11 protein-coding genes are annotated in these 17,071 nt (G+C 52.1%); 1 reads left to right on the top strand and 10 read right to left on the bottom strand.

All coding sequences use genetic code 11. The features are described from left to right. Nucleotides 1–11 precede the first annotated feature (11 nt). The 10 genes from AC6ESO_RS25485 to AC6ESO_RS25440 all read right to left on the bottom strand — a co-directional run bounded on the left by AC6ESO_RS25485 (nucleotide 12) and on the right by AC6ESO_RS25440 (nucleotide 15,506). Entirely contained in the window at nucleotides 12–2,873 is a 2,862-nt protein-coding gene (locus AC6ESO_RS25485) for a beta-galactosidase (protein WP_497093840.1), read from the bottom strand. A gap of 309 nt (nucleotides 2,874–3,182) precedes the next feature. Then, nucleotides 3,183–4,280: a LacI family DNA-binding transcriptional regulator gene (locus AC6ESO_RS25480; RefSeq protein ID WP_497093839.1), complete on the bottom strand. Its 1,098-nt coding sequence runs from the start codon at nucleotides 4,278–4,280 to the stop codon at nucleotides 3,183–3,185. 1,170 nt (nucleotides 4,281–5,450) lie between these two features. Further along, nucleotides 5,451–5,984, bottom strand: coding sequence for a general stress protein (locus tag AC6ESO_RS25475; RefSeq protein WP_497093838.1), 534 nt, complete (start codon nucleotides 5,982–5,984; stop codon nucleotides 5,451–5,453). A 118-nt stretch (nucleotides 5,985–6,102) separates the two neighbouring features. Continuing rightward, the gene (locus AC6ESO_RS25470; protein ID WP_497093837.1) at nucleotides 6,103–7,305 is read right to left on the bottom strand and encodes an enolase C-terminal domain-like protein; all 1,203 of its coding nucleotides are present in this window, start codon (nucleotides 7,303–7,305) and stop codon (nucleotides 6,103–6,105) included. 25 nt (nucleotides 7,306–7,330) lie between these two features. Further along, nucleotides 7,331–8,080: a phytanoyl-CoA dioxygenase family protein gene (locus AC6ESO_RS25465; RefSeq protein WP_497093836.1), complete on the bottom strand. Its 750-nt coding sequence runs from the start codon at nucleotides 8,078–8,080 to the stop codon at nucleotides 7,331–7,333. Nucleotides 8,081–8,101: 21 nt separating this feature from the next. Then, entirely contained in the window at nucleotides 8,102–9,754 is a 1,653-nt protein-coding gene (locus tag AC6ESO_RS25460) for a glycoside hydrolase family protein (protein ID WP_497093835.1), read from the bottom strand. A 7-nt stretch (nucleotides 9,755–9,761) separates the two neighbouring features. Beyond that, nucleotides 9,762–10,640, bottom strand: coding sequence for a carbohydrate ABC transporter permease (locus AC6ESO_RS25455; protein WP_497093834.1), 879 nt, complete (start codon nucleotides 10,638–10,640; stop codon nucleotides 9,762–9,764). 101 nt (nucleotides 10,641–10,741) lie between these two features. Next, the gene (locus AC6ESO_RS25450) at nucleotides 10,742–11,716 is read right to left on the bottom strand and encodes an ABC transporter permease (RefSeq protein ID WP_497093833.1); all 975 of its coding nucleotides are present in this window, start codon (nucleotides 11,714–11,716) and stop codon (nucleotides 10,742–10,744) included. A 141-nt stretch (nucleotides 11,717–11,857) separates the two neighbouring features. Next, entirely contained in the window at nucleotides 11,858–13,591 is a 1,734-nt protein-coding gene (locus AC6ESO_RS25445) for a type 2 periplasmic-binding domain-containing protein (RefSeq protein ID WP_497093832.1), read from the bottom strand. 313 nt (nucleotides 13,592–13,904) lie between these two features. Continuing rightward, the gene (locus tag AC6ESO_RS25440; RefSeq protein WP_497093831.1) at nucleotides 13,905–15,506 is read right to left on the bottom strand and encodes a hypothetical protein; all 1,602 of its coding nucleotides are present in this window, start codon (nucleotides 15,504–15,506) and stop codon (nucleotides 13,905–13,907) included. Nucleotides 15,507–15,900: 394 nt separating this feature from the next. Between AC6ESO_RS25440 and AC6ESO_RS25435 the strand changes: the two genes are divergently transcribed. Next, nucleotides 15,901–17,004, top strand: a complete 1,104-nt coding sequence (locus AC6ESO_RS25435) for a LacI family DNA-binding transcriptional regulator (protein WP_497093830.1) — start codon at nucleotides 15,901–15,903, stop codon at nucleotides 17,002–17,004. Nucleotides 17,005–17,071 lie beyond the last annotated feature (67 nt).

Raw genomic sequence — 17,071 nt, 5'->3', positions numbered from 1 at the left:
ATTCAAATTCATTATAGCTGCACGCCGGCAGGTACAAAGGTTAAGCTCTCGAGCTGCGATGTCGATCCGGCTTCAACCGCTTCCAACAGAATGAGGAGCTTATTCTCTCCTTCTGTGAACCAAGGCCCTGGGAGGAAGAAGGAATCCTGGCTGCCCCCGCTCATCGATGGTCTCGATTTGCCGCCCGCTGTCCATAACCGCCCTACAATTACGCCGCCAAAATAAACCGTTGCTTTCATCCCGCTGCCTTTCACATAAACCCGCCAGCCATTAGCACGGCTAGCTTCCGGCAAAGTCCCGTACAGCCAAGACACGCTTCCCGCTTCCATTGTGATCGGAAGCGTGACAGTCGATGCGCCCTGCTCGGAGACTTCCGCATGTGCGAGCAATTCGGCTTCATCTACAGCAGACAGCTGCCAGTTGCGAGCGGCGTTTCCTTCGTAGACGAATACCTCTCCGGCTCCTAATCCAAGTACGCGTTCCAGGAACACGGTGACTTGCACCTCTTCGCCCGGCTGGACATGCGCTGAGATATTGAGATAAGGATCAAACGGGTGTACCGTACCGACGGATGCGCCGTTCACGAATACTTGTGCCAATGCTTGAATGCCTTGGAAGTGCAGTGTCCATGTATCTGCATGTTCTGCCGCCTTGAAGGTTTTGCGGTAATACTCACTGGATGGATGATCCGGCGAGAGCCAGCCGCCAAAGCTGCAAATCGCCCAAGCTTGATCATCATAATCACGTTCCAGCACTTCCGGCTGCAGCGTGCGCGTTTTCACCCGCAGCATGCGCCAATGCAACAATGGCTTCACACCCGTAATGGAGACAAGTCCGGTTAATCCCTTCATCGAATCCAGGCTTAGTGCCGGCAATCGAGGATCATCGAAGTTGGTATGTCCCCAAATTTCCACGCGAGCCGTTAGCTTGCTTCCTGCGTCGCCGACATTGCTGCTGTTGCTGCGAATAAATCGGCTGCCTCCGCCCGGCGTAATCGTTCCCAAGTAGCTGTCTCCTGAGTAGAGCGAGATCATGTCGCTGCCATTCTGAACGAGAAGCCCTTGCACAACTTGTTCAGCTTCATCAACGCCGCTCTCAGCTTCGTACCAAGCATAACCGCGGTAAATGCCGCTATGCTCCAGGAAATCCGCTGCTGGTAGTGATACCGCTGCATTCGCCGACATACTTGCTTGCGGCTTCACTTCTTTCAAGGACCAATTTACACTCGTCTCGCGAGGTGTAAGATCATAAGTAATTGGGCTGCCGATCGTGATTTCTCCACCGGCTTGGATGGCATTCATGAGCAATGCATCTTCTCTTGCCAAACCGATCAGCTCAAGCTCCGTGCCGTCCGCCAGCTCTAAGCTGCAAGAAGCAATCGTTCCGGCCTTCGCTTGGAAGACGAACAGATAATTACCTTCTTCGCCGTGCGCCGATGCTGCAATGCCATTCTCTTGGATGCGAGCTGCAGGCTGCTTCAAGTTCAGCTCGATTTCACCTTCGTATTCACTGTGGAACACGATGACCGTCTTCCCGGCTTCGCGGTATACATCCGCCAGCTCTGCCGTTGAATAGCGCAGTACGCCTTCGATTCCCCAGCCGCTCATCGGAATCCCGATCGGCAGCATCTCGCATCTTGCCGGAACGGTGTGAAGCTTCGAAGCTTGTGGAATTAAGCGTCCTCCATCAGCATCTTGCAGTTCAAGCTGTACGACTTCCTCTTGTTCGCCTACATTGGCTACAAACAGGAGATGTCCGCCTTGCGCGAGACGCAGCTGTCTCTGGACCAGTGTCCCCGGTGCAACTGCATCAGCTGAATCGACGAGCCGCCTAGCTGTTACGATGTCCGCTGCAGGAGCGGATTGCGCTTCTGCAAGTGAGCTGCCGTAAGCGGTAAGTACGCGGCGCATCAGGCGACCTTCGTACGCTTCCTCGCGAATGTGGCCTTCCGGCGAAATCATCCCGTAGAAGTCATAATCGGATGTCATCAGTGCCAGCGGGTTCCCCCAGTTGTTCGTACCGTTGGTGAGGCCGAAGTTTGTTCCGGAAACTTGAAGGTAAGGACCGAGCAGCTTCGCTCCGCAAGATAACAAGCGACGAAGCAGGAAATGTGATCTGTTTGTCTCCGTAACGAGCAGCGGCAGGTCCTGCTGAGAAAGTCTCTGTTCATAAGCAGTTACTTTGTATTCAAACTCGGGGTCTTTGTCGTTCGGATAAAAGTTGCAAGTTGGCGCGACGCCCTCTACAAGGCCCGAAGCCTCGAAAAGTCCGCCCTGTCCTGCGCAAGCAATTAACGGAACCTGTATGCCGTGGCTTACTGCCATGTCTCGAAGGGCGGTTATGTACCCTTTCGGATCAGGGCAGTCGTAGAAGTCGAGCTCGTTCTCAAGCTGCACGCAGATGATGGAGCCGCCTCGCTGTTGTTCATACTTGGCCAGAAGTGGGAGAATGCGATCAAACCATTTCTCTACCGCCTGCATATAAGTGCTGTCTGTGCTTCGGATGATGATATCCGGTTTAGCGAATAGATAAGCGGGAAGTGCGCCTCCGTCCCATTCGGAGCAAATGTACGGCCCTGGTCTTGCTACTACCCAGAGACCAACTTCAGCGGCCATCTGCAGGAATGCTTCTACATCCCGCTCGCCGGTGAAATCCCAGCTGCCTTCTTCCAGCTCGTGAAAGTTCCAAGGGAAGTAAACATCGATGGCGTTGTACCCGAAAGCCTTCACCTGTTCCAAACGTTCGCGCCAATGAGCCCGAGGATTGCGGAAGTAGAAGAGCGATGCGCACAGGATAATTTCGGCTTGACCGCCGATGCGCAATGCGGAAGACGAAAGCTGTAAAGCGGAACTCGTTTTCATGTCCATATTCATGCGTTCGATCCTCCCTGAGGTGACCAATGACCCTTTTTTATGAAACCCATTTCATTCGCTGTTAAAATAAAAATACACTTTAACGTTGCGGGTTTGAGCGAAGTTTGAACAACATCACAGATACCGTTTGTAAGTGTATTTCGGGTGACTACATGCGTTTGCATCATGCCGGGATTATACGATTGTGCGGGTTTTATGAAACCCATTTCATACCTGGGTTAAAATTAAACCCTTGCTAGAGGGTCATCTTGATTTGAAGTGTACATTCAAAATGATAGCGCTGTCAATACTATTTTTTCGAAAGATTTTTCACCCCTGCGACGATACGTTACCGGCCGCGCTAATGCTGATCCCTACCCGCAAAGGTGCCGTGCTTTCACGCACAACGAGCTCAGGTTGAAGGACGGTCAGCGTATCAATGCTGTTCTTTCCGATGAGCTGATGGAGAATATGAGCAGCCGTTCGGCCAAGCTCCAAACACTTGAGCGAAATCGTAGTCAGCTCCGGAATAACGTTAGCCGCAAGCGGAATATCGTCGAAGCCAATGATCGACATATCTTCGGGAACACGCAAACCGTGCTTAACAGCTGATTTGATTGCACCGATTGCAGATAGATCATTCGCGCAAACAATAGCCGTCGGTCGTTTTCCATCTTCCGCGCTAAGCAGCTCATTCATGAACACTTTGCCCGCCTCAACGGTGAAACCGCCGGTAATGATCCAATCCTCGCGAATAGGCAATCCAGCCTCCTGCATGGCTTTCGTGTAGCCTTCCAAGCGCTGCAACGTATTGGACATCTGCTTGTAACCGCCGATAAAGGCAATATCCGTGTGACCGAGCCCAATCAGATGCTCAGTCGCAAGCATGCCGCCGGCAATTTCGTCGATGATCACGCGGTGGAATTTCGCCCCTGGCAAATTCCCGTTAATCAGCACGACAGGGAGACGCTTATTCACTTCCGCTACTTCCTTCGCCATCTCCTTGCTGCAACGAGCAAGGTCAATCCGGCCGCCAATCATAATGATGCCGTCAACCTGTTTCTCCATGAGGATATTCAAGTACTGGGATTCCCGCTGATACTGTGCTTTGATGTCCTGGTTGGAGGAACCGGTATCGCAGAGGAAGAACGTATAGCCGTTATTTCTTGCTTCCTGCTCAAGACCTGCCAGCACTTCCGGAAAGAACGGATTCGTAATGTCAGGCAAAATAATGCCGATCATGCCGGTTTCCTTCTTGATCAGGCTGCGAGCAAGCGCGTTAGGCTGGAACTGGTGTTTCTGGATGAGACCTAAGATACGTTCGCGAGTTGATGCTTTTACAGGCGCCGTGTTGTTCAAGACACGTGAGACGGTTGCGACGGAAACGTTTGCTTCTCTGGCAATGTCGTAAACAGTAACCGGTTTCATTTTGCCTCACCCTTTGGGCTAAGATCTGTCTAGGTGACAGTTTTTCACTAGCATAGCAGAGTTTTTTCCCACTTGTAAATGGGGCAAGCCAATCTACTAATTTGTGCATATGCAAGGAAATGAAATACATATATTTGAAAATAATATTGAATAACATCCATTTCATTATAACTGATCTATTTTGAACTTTGTAGCCTGCGATTGGGATCGCTATACAAAATTTTCAGGTAGAAATTATACATTTGAGTGGAACCCGCATTTTCGTCATGTCAGGTTTAACTTCAACTGGGACCGCGCCGAATGGGTACATTATTGCTATACACCATACTGATGGAGCCAGCATCATGTACGAGCCGGATCTTGGAGAGTCGTTCATTCATTGGACACAATTTCCAGTATGAGTACAATGCGATATAACAATAAATAGAAATAATGCAGATGTTATTTCCATTCCAACTATTACTGTAAATTGCTGCTATTTGCGGAGCAGGTGGATGACAAGTCTATATTCGTTTCGACAAGATCCGCCGCTGCGGTTCGTTAGATTTTCGCAGCTCCGAATTTCGAGCAAATAACACCTCTGCGGTTCGTTAGATTTCTGCGGAAAGTTCTAACGAACCGTACGGGGCTTATTTGCCCATTTATAGCCCCGAAATAATGCTAACGAACCGTAGGGGCTCTATTTTGTGGTTTTTGGATGTTTGGGAACCGAATAGTCCCGTATAACGCCTCTACGGTTCGTTAGATTCTCGAAGCTCCGAATTTCGGCTAAATAACGCCTCTGCGGTTCGTTAGATTTCAGCGGAAAGTTCTAACGAACCGTACGGGGCTTATTTGCCCATTTATGACCCCGAAATAATTCTAACGAACTGTAGGGGCTCTATTTTGTGGTTTTTGGATGTTTGGGAGCCGAATAGTCCCGTATAACTCCTCTACGGTTCGTTAGATTCTCGAAGCTCCGAATTTCGGCTAAATAACGCCCCTGCGGTTCGTTAAATTTTCGAAGAAAGTTCTAACGAACCATACGGGGCTTATTTGCCCATTCTGGCACCCCAAGTAAGGGTTCCTGTCAGGTCCCAAACTATCCCCACCACACAAAAAAACCGCCTCAAAAGTCATTGCACTTTTGAGGCGGCCCTTCGTCAACCACTGAAACACTAAACAAAAAACCTACAAAATCTGCGCTGCCCCGCAGCTCCGAAAAGCAGCCTCCGCCGCACCGCCGCGCGATAAATCCGGGCCATCGGCCTCGTCGCTGTTGCCGATATCCGCCGCCACGATAATGGCCCCCTGGCGGAGTGCCTCGCGGCATGGCTCGGTATCGCTGCTCGCCAGCCCAATGTCGGATAGCGCATGCTCCATATTGCGGTCATCGCCCAAGAAGGCGGTTGAGATCAGAAATCCATTGCTCGGATAGGTCATGCCGCCGATGAAGCCGCCGCTAATGTTGAGACCGCTCGCCGCTGACATCGGCGCATAGATTCGAAGATCGTCGACCCCATGATCGTCTGCCGCTGAACGAGTTAAGAGCAGGTCCGTCATCTCGTCGGCATGCACGTTCGTTTCCGATTCGATCTGCCTGGAGTGTTCCCGATCCTTAGCCAGCACCTTCAGCTCGTGGTTTGTAAACCCAGCCTGCTCCAGTGCCTGAATGGCCGCAATTGCTTCATTTTCCGTATTGAATATGCCAATTTTGTACGTCATGTTCATCGCCTCCGCATCCCTGTTTAAGTTAGCTATACCCCAATCGAGGAGGATTAAACCGGATGACGAAGGAAATTCTGCCATACGAAAACAAGCCTCAAACCGAAACCGCTGACGTCTATGGCCGCGACGGAGAACCGTCCGGTATACGCGAGAGCGTCCACCCCGGCAGCACATCATGGCAAGGGTAAAGCGCTGCTTTCTGCTCATCCAAATCAACGCCGAAACCGGGGGTATCCGGTACGTACGCATAACCGTTTCGGAGAACAGGACTGCCAGGGAACACCTCTCGCATCCGATCCGATATCGCGCTCCATTCCTGGACGCCGAAGTTCGGACTGCTGAGATCCAGATGGATGTTCGCGGCCATGCCGACCGGCGACAGGTCCGGTGGACCGTGCCAAGCCGTTCGAATGCCGAAGGCTTCGCATAGCGTACCCAGCTTCTCCGCGGGAGTAAGGCCGCCAATCGCGCTGACATGGCAGCGGATGAAGTCAATTAACCGCTCCGTAATAAGCGGCATCCATTCCGCGGAATGGACGAACAGTTCCCCCATCGCGAGCGGTGTCGCGCATTGCGCACGGATATGCCGAAACCAATCGAGATGCTCAGGCGGCAGCGGATCTTCGAGGAAAAACAAGCGATGCGGCTCAAGCTGCTTCGCCAATCTCACGGCCTCGATCGGGACGATCCGCTCATGGATATCGTGCAGCAGCTCAATCTCGAATCCAAGGTTAGCGCGCAAATGATCGAACATTTGCGGCACGCTCCGCACATAAGCATCCGGGTCAAAATAAGCACCCGGCAGCACATGATCCGGCTGATGCAGCTTATGGCCCTGTCCGCCATATCCGCCTAATTGGCAGCGGACATACCGGCAGCCCTGCTCCTTAAACATGCGCACATTCTCTTCCACTTCGCTGGCATCCCGTCCGTCGGCATGGCGATAAACAGCCGCTGCTTCCCGGACTTTCCCGCCAAGCAATTCATAGACGGGGACACCGCATAGCTTGCCTTTAATATCCCATAAGGCCATATCAATTCCGGAGACGGCATTGTTCAGCACCGGACCGTTGCGCCAATAGGCGCTGACCATGGCGGTTTGCCAAATATCCTCGATCCGTCTTGGATCCTTGCCCACCAGGAACGGCTTCAAATAGTGCTCCACCGCCGAAGCGACTGCAAGATGCCGCTGCGTAAATGTTGCACAGCCAAGGCCATATAGACCGGGCTCATTCGTTTCGATCTTCACGACAACGAGATTAACCCCATCGGGCGCGGTCATGATGACCCGGACGTCCCTGATTTCCAATTGTGCCATAGAGAGGACAGCTCCTTTTTGAATCCTATAGATTAGCTAACTGCTCTTCAGCATCCGCAGGAATCTCATGCCAGCCGTCAAATTTGCCAAGGAGCTGCTGAATGTAGAATGGTCCGCTCTCACGGAGCTGACGTGAACGCTCACCGACGAAGTTATCCACCCGATTCTTGCAGAACGACTGCAGGTAGTTATAATACAAGGCGCGCCGCTCCTCAGTCGGATGCACGTTCGGCTTCGCCGCATGCCACAACGCGCCATGGAAAATAACGGCGTCTCCCGCCTCGGCCATCACATCGATCTGACCTTCAATCTCGCTCAGCCCATCCGGCGGATTCTTGCCTGAGAGATGGGAGCCCGGAACGACGACAAGCGGCCCTTTCTCCAGCGTAATTTCATCCAAGTAATAAGCGCAGTTAATCGATACCGGAAAATACCAATATGGCGGCATCGGATCCGGATAAACATGCGAGTCCATATGCCAGCCGACCGGCATGCCTTTGCCCGGCTTAATGCGCGTGGCATTCACGCTTTCCATCTGAATGCGCGGCCCCATCAACGCCCGCATTAAGTTAAATACCGGCGGGTTAACGAGCAGCGGTACAAACGCCTCATCCCGGTCAATAATGTCGGGGATTTCCCGCGTCGTAAAGCCTTCCGATATGGCGATAACTTTATCAATTAACGTCGCTGCCCGTTCAGGAGACAGAGCTTGCTTCACGACAAAATACCCGTCCCGCTTAAACTGCTCGACCTGCTCCTCCAGTGTCATGCTCATTTCAATCATACCCCCTTGTCATCATGATTTTATGATGAGCGCCTTGTTCATCGGCATCACGCCTCTTGGGCTCACATCAAATAATCGATTGCCGATCCAAGAGCCTTCATATCGCTCGCCGGCTACGATTTCTTCCCGCTTCACAAGCTCGGAAGGAAAGGACAATTCCACCGTTTCGCCGGCTTCCAGTCCCGCAACAACCAAATACGGATGCGCCAGCGAAACGCTCTGCTTACGCGGCGTATGACATATAATGGCATCTGTCGACAGCCAGCCCGGGACGCGGATATACAGATCGCCGGCTTGCTTCGGCTGTATGCGCAGCACACCGACCTCCGGCACCTCGTACTCCATCTTGACGTGCTCATTCTGCTTCGTCAGCCACAGATTGACATAAAGCCGATCTCCGCTGAGCGAGGTCGCATGATCCCAAATCAGGTACAGCCCTCTTCCCCCGGCAGCGCAGCAGCAAGCCATCGTGTCTACCTTACCGCGGTTGGAGAAATCATTCGGGTTCATCCGGCCCGTGAAGCCGCCCATATAACGTTTCGGTACATTCCGATAGGTTCTAGTAGGCGTGTCCGGCTTATCGGTCACTTCTCTCGCCCACGATACGTCGCGCACCTGGGAGGCAACAAGCGTATTCGCGAACCGATCCGCATCGTCCCAGCAGGCAATATTGCCGTTCTTCGCCAAATAGATCGCCGTATGAATCATGTCCGTCGTGCAGCAAGTTTCGCTGTGCTGAATGACGCCCGGCAGCCAGCGGTATCGCTCATCGACCGGCTCCTCCCCGTTCAGGCCAGTGCCTTCCGGGAACCAACCATATGTACTGCCCATGCTGCAGGCCCAATCATATACCTTCTGACACCAAGCGATGAGCTCCGCATCCTGCTTGATCGTGGCATATCGCAAAATACCGGCAACCGCGCCCATCTTAGAGTGGAAGTGGCCGTCATCCGGGTAGCGCCCCAGTGACCAGAAGCTGCCGTCTGCTTCGAATACGCGTGAATGATTCACGACGAAGCGCGTAAGCTTCTCCAGCATCTCCGCGGCGAGCGGATCGCCATATTGCTCATAATAAATCGCCAGCGGCAGGATAAAGACGCCTCCGCCATAATGCGTCGGCTCCACGATAAACCCATGCTCCGTGTAGATTTCCTCCGGTACAGCCATACCCGGAACATACGTCTCAAACGGATAGCAGATGTAATCCTCACGCTCGACCGCAATGCTTCGCATCCCTTGCAGCATGCGCTCGATGCGCGTCTTCGCCTCATCCTCTTGATCGAATTTGAGCCAGCTCAACAGGCCCAGAAACACGCTCCGCTGGTCAAACATATTGGCGCCGGCAGGAACATCCCAATCGTTGCTCATCCGGTAAAACAGCCCATCCGACTCGCTTTGCATCCAGCGCAGCGCATCCTTCATATGCGTCTCGGCATCCCGGCCAAGACGTTCCCCGACGATCTCGCCGCACAGAATCGAGGCATCGAGAAACCGGCCAACCGCATCGCCAAAGTCCCACTCGCTATGCCAAGCGAAGGATTCGTCACTGCCGATTTTCGCGAAGAAATACGGTAGATGATGATAGTCCGGATCAAGCATTTCCTTGTAATGATGAATCGCCAGCGCTGCCAATTCCCTGTAATCCAATGGTCTGCCGAGTTCCACCTTCTGATCACCCTTTCAATGAGCCTAGCATGATGCCCTTCACAAAATATTTCTGCAGGAACGGATAAATACATAGAATCGGCGCCGTCGTCACGATCAGCATCGCCATCTTGATCGATTCCGCCGTTACCGTCACGGCTCCCTGATGCATCTTGCTTAGTACCGCGAGGTTGGACGCTTCATTCGATTGAATCAGGAACAGCAGCAAATTCTGCGCGGTCCACAGCTTCGTATTGGAAATGAACGTAAACCCCGTGAACCAATCATTCCAGTGGCCTACACCGACAAACAGCGCAATCGTAGCGAGCACCGGCTTGGAGAGCGGGAAGACAATGCTGAAGAAAATCCGGAAGTCCGAAGCGCCGTCGATCTTCGCCGATTCCTCAAGCGCCTCAGGCAGCTCCGTCATAAACGTGCGCACCAGCATAATATTAAAGGCGCCGTACAGTCCGGGAATAATATACGTCCAGAAGCTGTTTAGCAGATGCAGCTGCTGCAGTGTAATGTAGAACGGGATTAGCCCACCGCTGAGAAACATCGGAATGACAATCCACCAGTTCAGAAATTTGCGCAGCGGGAAATTTTTCTTCGTCAGCACGAAGGCAAACATAGCTACCAGCAGTACCTGGGTAACGACGCCTACAAGTACCCGGGCAATCGTTACGCCATAAGCAAGGAAAATATCTCTATCGTTGAAAATAACGCTGTAATTCTTCCAGGTGAATATACGCGGCCAGAGGTAAATGCCCCCCTTCTGCGCATCCATCGCATCGTTCAGCGAAATCGCCAAAATATAAATAAACGGGTAGAGGCACAGAAACGAGAACGCGAGCATGAGCAGCATATTGACAACGTTAAACCATTTTTCTCCACGTGATCTCTGCATGAGGCAATCTCCTTTAAACAGTGCTGGTCCCTTAGCTTTGTCTCAAACCAATTGGCTAGCCGAATGCTGATCCACCTGCCGGTGGCTCAAACCAATCGGCTCTAAATAAGCGATTCCTGCTTAAACAGCTTCGCGATAAAGTTACAGAGCAGGAATAGAATCAGTCCAACCGTCGCTTGGAAAACACCCATGGTCGCGCCGAGCGATAAGCCCATAAATCCGCCGGAATTGCGCAAATAGCTCAAGATGAGCGTATCCAGAATTTGACCGACCTCTTGCACCTGCAGGTTCCCCATTGTCCACAACTGATCGAAGCCCGCACTCATGAGGCCGGAAGCGCTCAGAATGAATAGGAGCACCATCGTACCGCGAATGCCGGGCAGCGCGATATGCCAGATCTGGCGAACCCGGCTTGCGCCGTCGATGCTGGATACCTCGTACAGATGTGGATCGATGCTTGATAGCGCTGCTAAATAAATGATGGCGTTAAAGCCGATATTTTTCCAAAGTTCGGTGAAGATGACGATCGGCAGGAAGGCACTCGTGCTCCCCATGAAATAGAAGGAATCATTCAAGATGCCGATCTTGGTCAGCATTTCGTTAATAAGTCCGCCATCCGGAGACAGCAGCTTATACCACAGCCCCGCCGCGATAACCCACGAGATAAAATAAGGCAGGTAGCTGATCGTCTGTACGAAGCGCTTAAATACGGTTTGATGAATCTCGTTAATGAGCAGTGCGAATAGAATGGTAGCCGGAAATCCGATGACCAATTTCAGTCCGCTGATAATCAGCGTGTTGCGCAGGGCGTTCGTAAAGTCAGGCAAATGGAAGATCGTTTTGAAATTATCCATCCCGACAAAATCGCTGCCGGAGTACCCTTTAACCGGATTGTAGTCCTGGAAAGCCATAATAATGCCAATCATCGGGTAATAGGAGAACAACAGAAAGAAGATAAGCCCTGGTATCGCAAAAATATACAACCAGCGCTGATCCCACATTTTGCGGCCTATTTTCCCCATGAGAAGCTGTCTCTTGCTTGGCGTATGCGTCTGCGTTTCAGCGAGAGCCGTCATCGCGAGTGACCCTCCTTTTCGGATAAATGGTGGAGGAGAGCGCCGAAGCGCTCCCCTCATGTGCGAGTTTGGTCAGGCATGCTGATTGGCTTGCGTGTACGATCCAAAGATCGGACATGCAGCATTCAGCTATTACTTCGATTACTTTAAGCTTTCGAGATTAATGGACTTCGCCGCTTCCGTTCTTTCTTCCACGACTTTGTCGTAGCCGAGCGCACGTGCATTTTTGCCCCAATCCTCAACTAGCTTCTTGATATCATCCGGGTTCTTGGCCGTTACGGCCTTCGCCACCAATTGCTTGTAACGATCGCTTTCGCCTACCGTCACTTTGTTCTCTACATCGCCCGGATCTACATAACGCTGCGGATCCGTAATGTATTCCGTAGGGAACTTGGAGCCCAAGTTCTTCCACGTTTCGATCATATCTTCGCGCATTTCATAGCCGGACGGAGCTTGGTTCTTGATCAGCGCTTCGTAGTTCGGAATGAAGGAGTAGACGTCGATACCGGCATGAGCGCGTTTGTTCCAGTCGCCCTGCGTTTCATCGAAGAAGGCTTTCGTGTCTACGATTTTGCCATCGGCGTTACGCTCCCATTGCTGGCCTTCCAAACCATATTTGGTCAAGATCGTACCATCCTCGGAAAGGACATAATCCAGCGTCTTGAAGAAGGTGTTAACTTCTTCTTTCGGAAGACCGGCCTTCACGGCCCACAGACTCCAAGCTTCCAGTCTAAACTGCGGCAAGCTTGGTCCCGAAGCGATTGTCGGATCATACAGCTGTACGCCGACGAACTTCGCGTTCGGATCGGTTTTCTTCATGCTGTCCGTGTAAGGGTTCGCCTGCTCCCAATAAGCGCCGTGAACGGCACCGATGCGGCCTTGGTTCCCTTTCTCGTCAATTTGACCTTGCTTGAGCGAGAAGCTCTCTTCTTCAATTAAGCCTTCTTTGTACAATTTGTTATAGAAGGTCAGCGCTCTGATCAAATTCTCAGGCTGCGATACATCGGAGCGTGCAGCTTTGCCATCCGCATCCGTATACCACCAGCCCGTGCCGTTGTTTTGGCCCGGCGGGAAGAACACGTTGATCATGTTGCGGAAGTTCTCTCCGAATGCCGAGTACGGCACGACCGGCTGGCCGTTTACATCTTTGATTTGTTCCTTGAATGCTTTCAGCGCATTGTAGAACTCATCGACTGTTTTGGGATAACCCAGATTGACTTTATCGAGCCAATCCTTGCGAATCCAGATTGTCGGCTGGTCGATCGCATAAGCCTGCATGTTGGAGAAGTTTTGAGGGATGCTGTACAGCTTGCCATCATGAGGATTGGTTGAGAAAGGAAGCAGCTTCTCGACGGCTTTCTTCACATTCGGGTATTTATCCAGCCAAGGCGTCAAGTCTTCCAGCTTGCCGCTTTCGCCCATGGTGTTTAGAATGAGCTTTGTTTTGCCGTCTGCCCCAACCGCTACGAAATCCGGCCAATCGGAACCGCCTGTGGATGCCCACAGCTGCAGCTTCTGCACGACATCGCCGTAGCTGCCCGTTTTGAGCACATCGTAGGTTAAATTGTTCAGTCCGAGGCGCTTCGTCAGCTCCGGGAGCACGATATCCTTGGCCGGATCGGCATTATCCCAGCCCCAGTTGAACGCCGTGATTTTCAAATCACTGACCGTTCCAAGCGGCTTCTCTTCTGTATTTGTCGCTGCTGCATTGTTCGTAGAAGAGTTGTTCGTTGCTGCTGCGTTGTTTGTTTTCGTTGCGTCATTCGTGGCGGTATTGGTCGTATTATCGTTGTCGTTGCTGCCGCTGCAGCCAACGACGCCTAGAGAAAGGGTTGCTACACTTAACAGAATGCCTACTTTACGCTGGATTCTCACACGTTATTCCCCCTGTACATGAGTGATGGAACCTTGCTCAATAAAGGAACAAAACCGTTTATTCTGTGCAGTCCATGCCACCCGGCCAATCGACCGTGCTCCACTCCCCCTTGCTCCGTTCTTGCGATACATGCGCGCGGGATTCTCATGCCCCCCTTGGCAGTGCCAAGCATTCGCAATCCCAAGGTTATCTATGCGGTACAGGTGATCCGGGAGATGCACGCCGCTTATGGGAAACGGCCAAAACGATCCCCGCTCATCCTCATCCCAAATTCACTGCAGCCATTGGGCTGCGACGACAACGACGACTAGCTTACCAATGGACTTTGCCGCTGCGCTGAGCTGCGTAAGGGATGCCTTGAACCAGCGGCGCTGCCTGCCGATCCATCCATTCGCGCTTAAACAGCGGATAAATGTGACCCGAAGGCGTAACGGAGAGCACCGTGTCGCCGCGCCAACGAACCTTGTAATCCTGTCCGGAAACATGCTCGACCTTCTCTACAGTGGTGATTGGGTACAGCAGCTGCACAAGTTGGCCCGATTGCAATCCATGGAGACGAATATAACCATCCTCTGGAAGCTGAGCACTTATGACCGCGCCGTCGATCGAAACGGTAATATCCTCGAAATCAACCCAATCCGGCACGCGTACACGCAAGCTTGGCGCATCGTGAATGACGAGCTCGAGCTTGCCCTCATACGGCTGATAGCTGACGACCTCAACCCAATCGCTGTTGCGGCTAAACGACATATTGACGGAAACGACCTCATTTTGCTTGGTGACGATATCATCCCAAACCAGATAGCAGGCCCGAATGCCTGCTCCAAGGCAGCAGCCTTCCACACTCTCGCGGCAGTTGTCCAGCGATCCCGGCTTCGACCAGGAAGCCCAGCTTCCGTAGAGCGCCCGTTCGAATAGCGGCTTCTGCGCTTGATCGACATTCGGCAGCATCGGATCGGTATGTATAATTTGGTTCTCCAGCAGCTGATTGCGGGCGAACCGCTCTAAGATCGCATAATAATTCGGATCGATATGACGGGCGATTAGCAAGCCCAGATGAATAGCATCCGTGATTGAACAGGATTCGCATGAAGCGTCATCCGGACCGACGCCATCCGGTATCCAGCCCCACGTGCTGGAATAACGCAGTGTCCAATCGAAGACGGTTTTCATTTTCGCAATTGTTGCTGCGTCATTGGTTTTCAGGGCACGGCGCATGAGTGCGACGGCCGCCGTGAGGATACCGCCGGAATGCGTATGTCCCTGATAATGTCCCTCTGCATTAAACGTTCCGCTGACATTGAGCACGAAACGGCCCATCCGATCAAGCAAGTCCTCGCAGTCCGGTGCATCGACACTTTCGGTGTACCGAGCTAACGCGAGCATGATTCCGCCGAGCGGGAAGGTGGGATACCCGTTGAAATCGCCGAATACGGCATGCTCCATCGTGTTCCAGCCTTCGGCATTGCGGAACCAGTAGCTGTAGTCCTCTTCGTGCTGCAGCTTGCTTCTTATCGCAGCGGCGAGCTTGTCGATGACCTCTTTACCGGCTTTAGAAGGCGAATCCAGGTACAAATCAACGTACGCCAGCAGCATCCTGCCTGCCATGAACGGATTCAGAAACGGATCGCAAGTGTCCAGCATTGCACGGAGCGCTTGTTCTTCTTCCACATAATCGGTGGCCCCGGTAATCGGACGACCGAGCAGGTACGCATCGGTAAATCGGGAGCACATATCGCCTAGATCCCAGATATGATGTTCAAGCTTAGGTTCGGGCTGCAAGCGAAGCAGAAAATAAGGCCGCATATTCTGTTCGGGGTCCAATCGGTTCGCAATCGCACTGAAACCGCGTTCGATTGCTTCCTGCAAATAATACGTCTTCGGTCTGCTTGCCGTGTGAACTTCGTTTACCATCCTTACTCCCCCTGTTTGTTCGCGTAGATTCTATAGGAATGAATCGTGTAGCTGATCAACGTGAATGGAGAAATGACGCGTATGAAGACAGACGAAATAAATAGAGCGCTTACATTTTGAGTTTGAAGAAAAGCGGGAAGCTGCTGATGACGTTCTTGAAGAAGACCATTGAAGTTGAAGGTTGATGTGAGATGCACTTCGAAAAGGTGGGCACTGCTGAAGTGATGTTCTAAGAGGCGTTCATAATTATATATCAAATATACAACTTATAAACTTTGCTTGGTGGCTGTTTACCTGCATCATACTCCCATGTTATAACGTCTGTAAAGAAAAAAATTGGAAATTCAAAAAGAAAGTTGTATATTCATTATATCAGGAGAGAGAGTGTGATTAGATGTCCGTACCAACGAAACGCGTTCCCCTTTACAACCAAATCCGCACGTATATAACCGACCAAATCGCACAAGGCCAGCTGGTCCCCGGGGATCGTCTGCCATCGGAAAACGAGCTCGCGGAGCATTTTGGCGTCAGCCGTATTACCGTTAAAGGCGCCTTGTCCTCACTCGTGAAAGAAGGCACCGTTTACCGTATTCAGGGTAAAGGCTCCTTCATCGCGGATCAAGCACAAGGCGAGCCTCTTCGTTATCAGTCGCCGGAGAATCGCAAGCTGAAGCTTATCTCCTTGCTGATTCCCAGCTTGAAGACCGCCTATATGGTGAATTTGGTCAAAGGCGTGGAAAATGCCGCTTCGAGTCAAGGCTACCGCGTTATCGTCTCGCTGACCCATGAGTCGGTGGAAACGGAATGTTTATTGCTAGCCGAGGCCGAAGAGATGGGCGTAGCCGGAGTGATCGTCTACCCTGTCGAAGGGGAGAGCTATAACGAGGATATTCTGCGAATGACCTTGCGCGGTTACCCCATCGTGGTCATCGACCGCTATTTGAAGGGGCTTGAAACCAACTGTGTTTGCACGGATCATTTCAGCGGGGCGTATGCTGCAACTACCCATCTTATCGAGGCGGGCCATTTCCGGATTGCCTTCCTGACAGCTCCCTACACGGGAACGACCAGCATGGAAGACCGGCTTGAAGGGTATCGGCAAGCATTGGCTGACCATGCCCTATTAAGCGATCCTCGGCTTGTGTTTACCCGCACGGAGCCCGAGCAAATTGAGCTGTACCTGCAGCAAAATCCGGATGTCACCGCTGTATTTGCGCTTAATTCCTCCCTTGGCCTCAAAGTATTTGCGGTCGCCGAGCGGCTGCAGCTCTCCATTCCCGATCAGCTGTCGGTGATCTTCTTCGACGACTATGAATATTCGACCCGGTGGACGCTTCGCCCGACCTGTATTCTGCAGCAGGAGGAAGAAATCGGTGCCCAAGCTGGACGGCTCATGCTCTCGCTTGTCGCCAATCCTGCTCAGGAGCGCAAGAAGATTGTGCTGTCTCCGCGCCTTGTTATCGGGGGCACGACGGCTGCGCCGTCCTTTCGGTCATAAGCCCTATGTTTCAAGTCCCTTTGGAAGGGGTATACAACTCGTAATAAGAAATTTTGGATACAGGAGC

The sequence above is a fragment of the Paenibacillus rhizoryzae genome, from assembly GCF_059686995.1.
The sequence above is the reverse complement of the archived record's forward strand: the minus strand, read 5'-3'. Positions and strand labels throughout refer to the sequence as shown.

What these genes read in the sequence shown, in the direction of transcription:
- AC6ESO_RS25485 (WP_497093840.1), bottom strand. Translation starts at nt 2,873, where the DNA reads ATGAATATGGACATGAAAACGAGTTCCGCTTTACAGCTTTCGTCTTCC.
- AC6ESO_RS25480 (WP_497093839.1), bottom strand. Translation starts at nt 4,280, where the DNA reads ATGAAACCGGTTACTGTTTACGACATTGCCAGAGAAGCAAACGTTTCC.
- AC6ESO_RS25475 (WP_497093838.1), bottom strand. Translation starts at nt 5,984, where the DNA reads ATGACGTACAAAATTGGCATATTCAATACGGAAAATGAAGCAATTGCG.
- AC6ESO_RS25470 (WP_497093837.1), bottom strand. Translation starts at nt 7,305, where the DNA reads ATGGCACAATTGGAAATCAGGGACGTCCGGGTCATCATGACCGCGCCC.
- AC6ESO_RS25465 (WP_497093836.1), bottom strand. Translation starts at nt 8,080, where the DNA reads ATGAGCATGACACTGGAGGAGCAGGTCGAGCAGTTTAAGCGGGACGGG.
- AC6ESO_RS25455 (WP_497093834.1), bottom strand. Translation starts at nt 10,640, where the DNA reads ATGCAGAGATCACGTGGAGAAAAATGGTTTAACGTTGTCAATATGCTG.
- AC6ESO_RS25450 (WP_497093833.1), bottom strand. Translation starts at nt 11,716, where the DNA reads ATGACGGCTCTCGCTGAAACGCAGACGCATACGCCAAGCAAGAGACAG.
- AC6ESO_RS25440 (WP_497093831.1), bottom strand. Translation starts at nt 15,506, where the DNA reads ATGGTAAACGAAGTTCACACGGCAAGCAGACCGAAGACGTATTATTTG.
- AC6ESO_RS25435 (WP_497093830.1), top strand. Translation starts at nt 15,901, where the DNA reads ATGTCCGTACCAACGAAACGCGTTCCCCTTTACAACCAAATCCGCACG.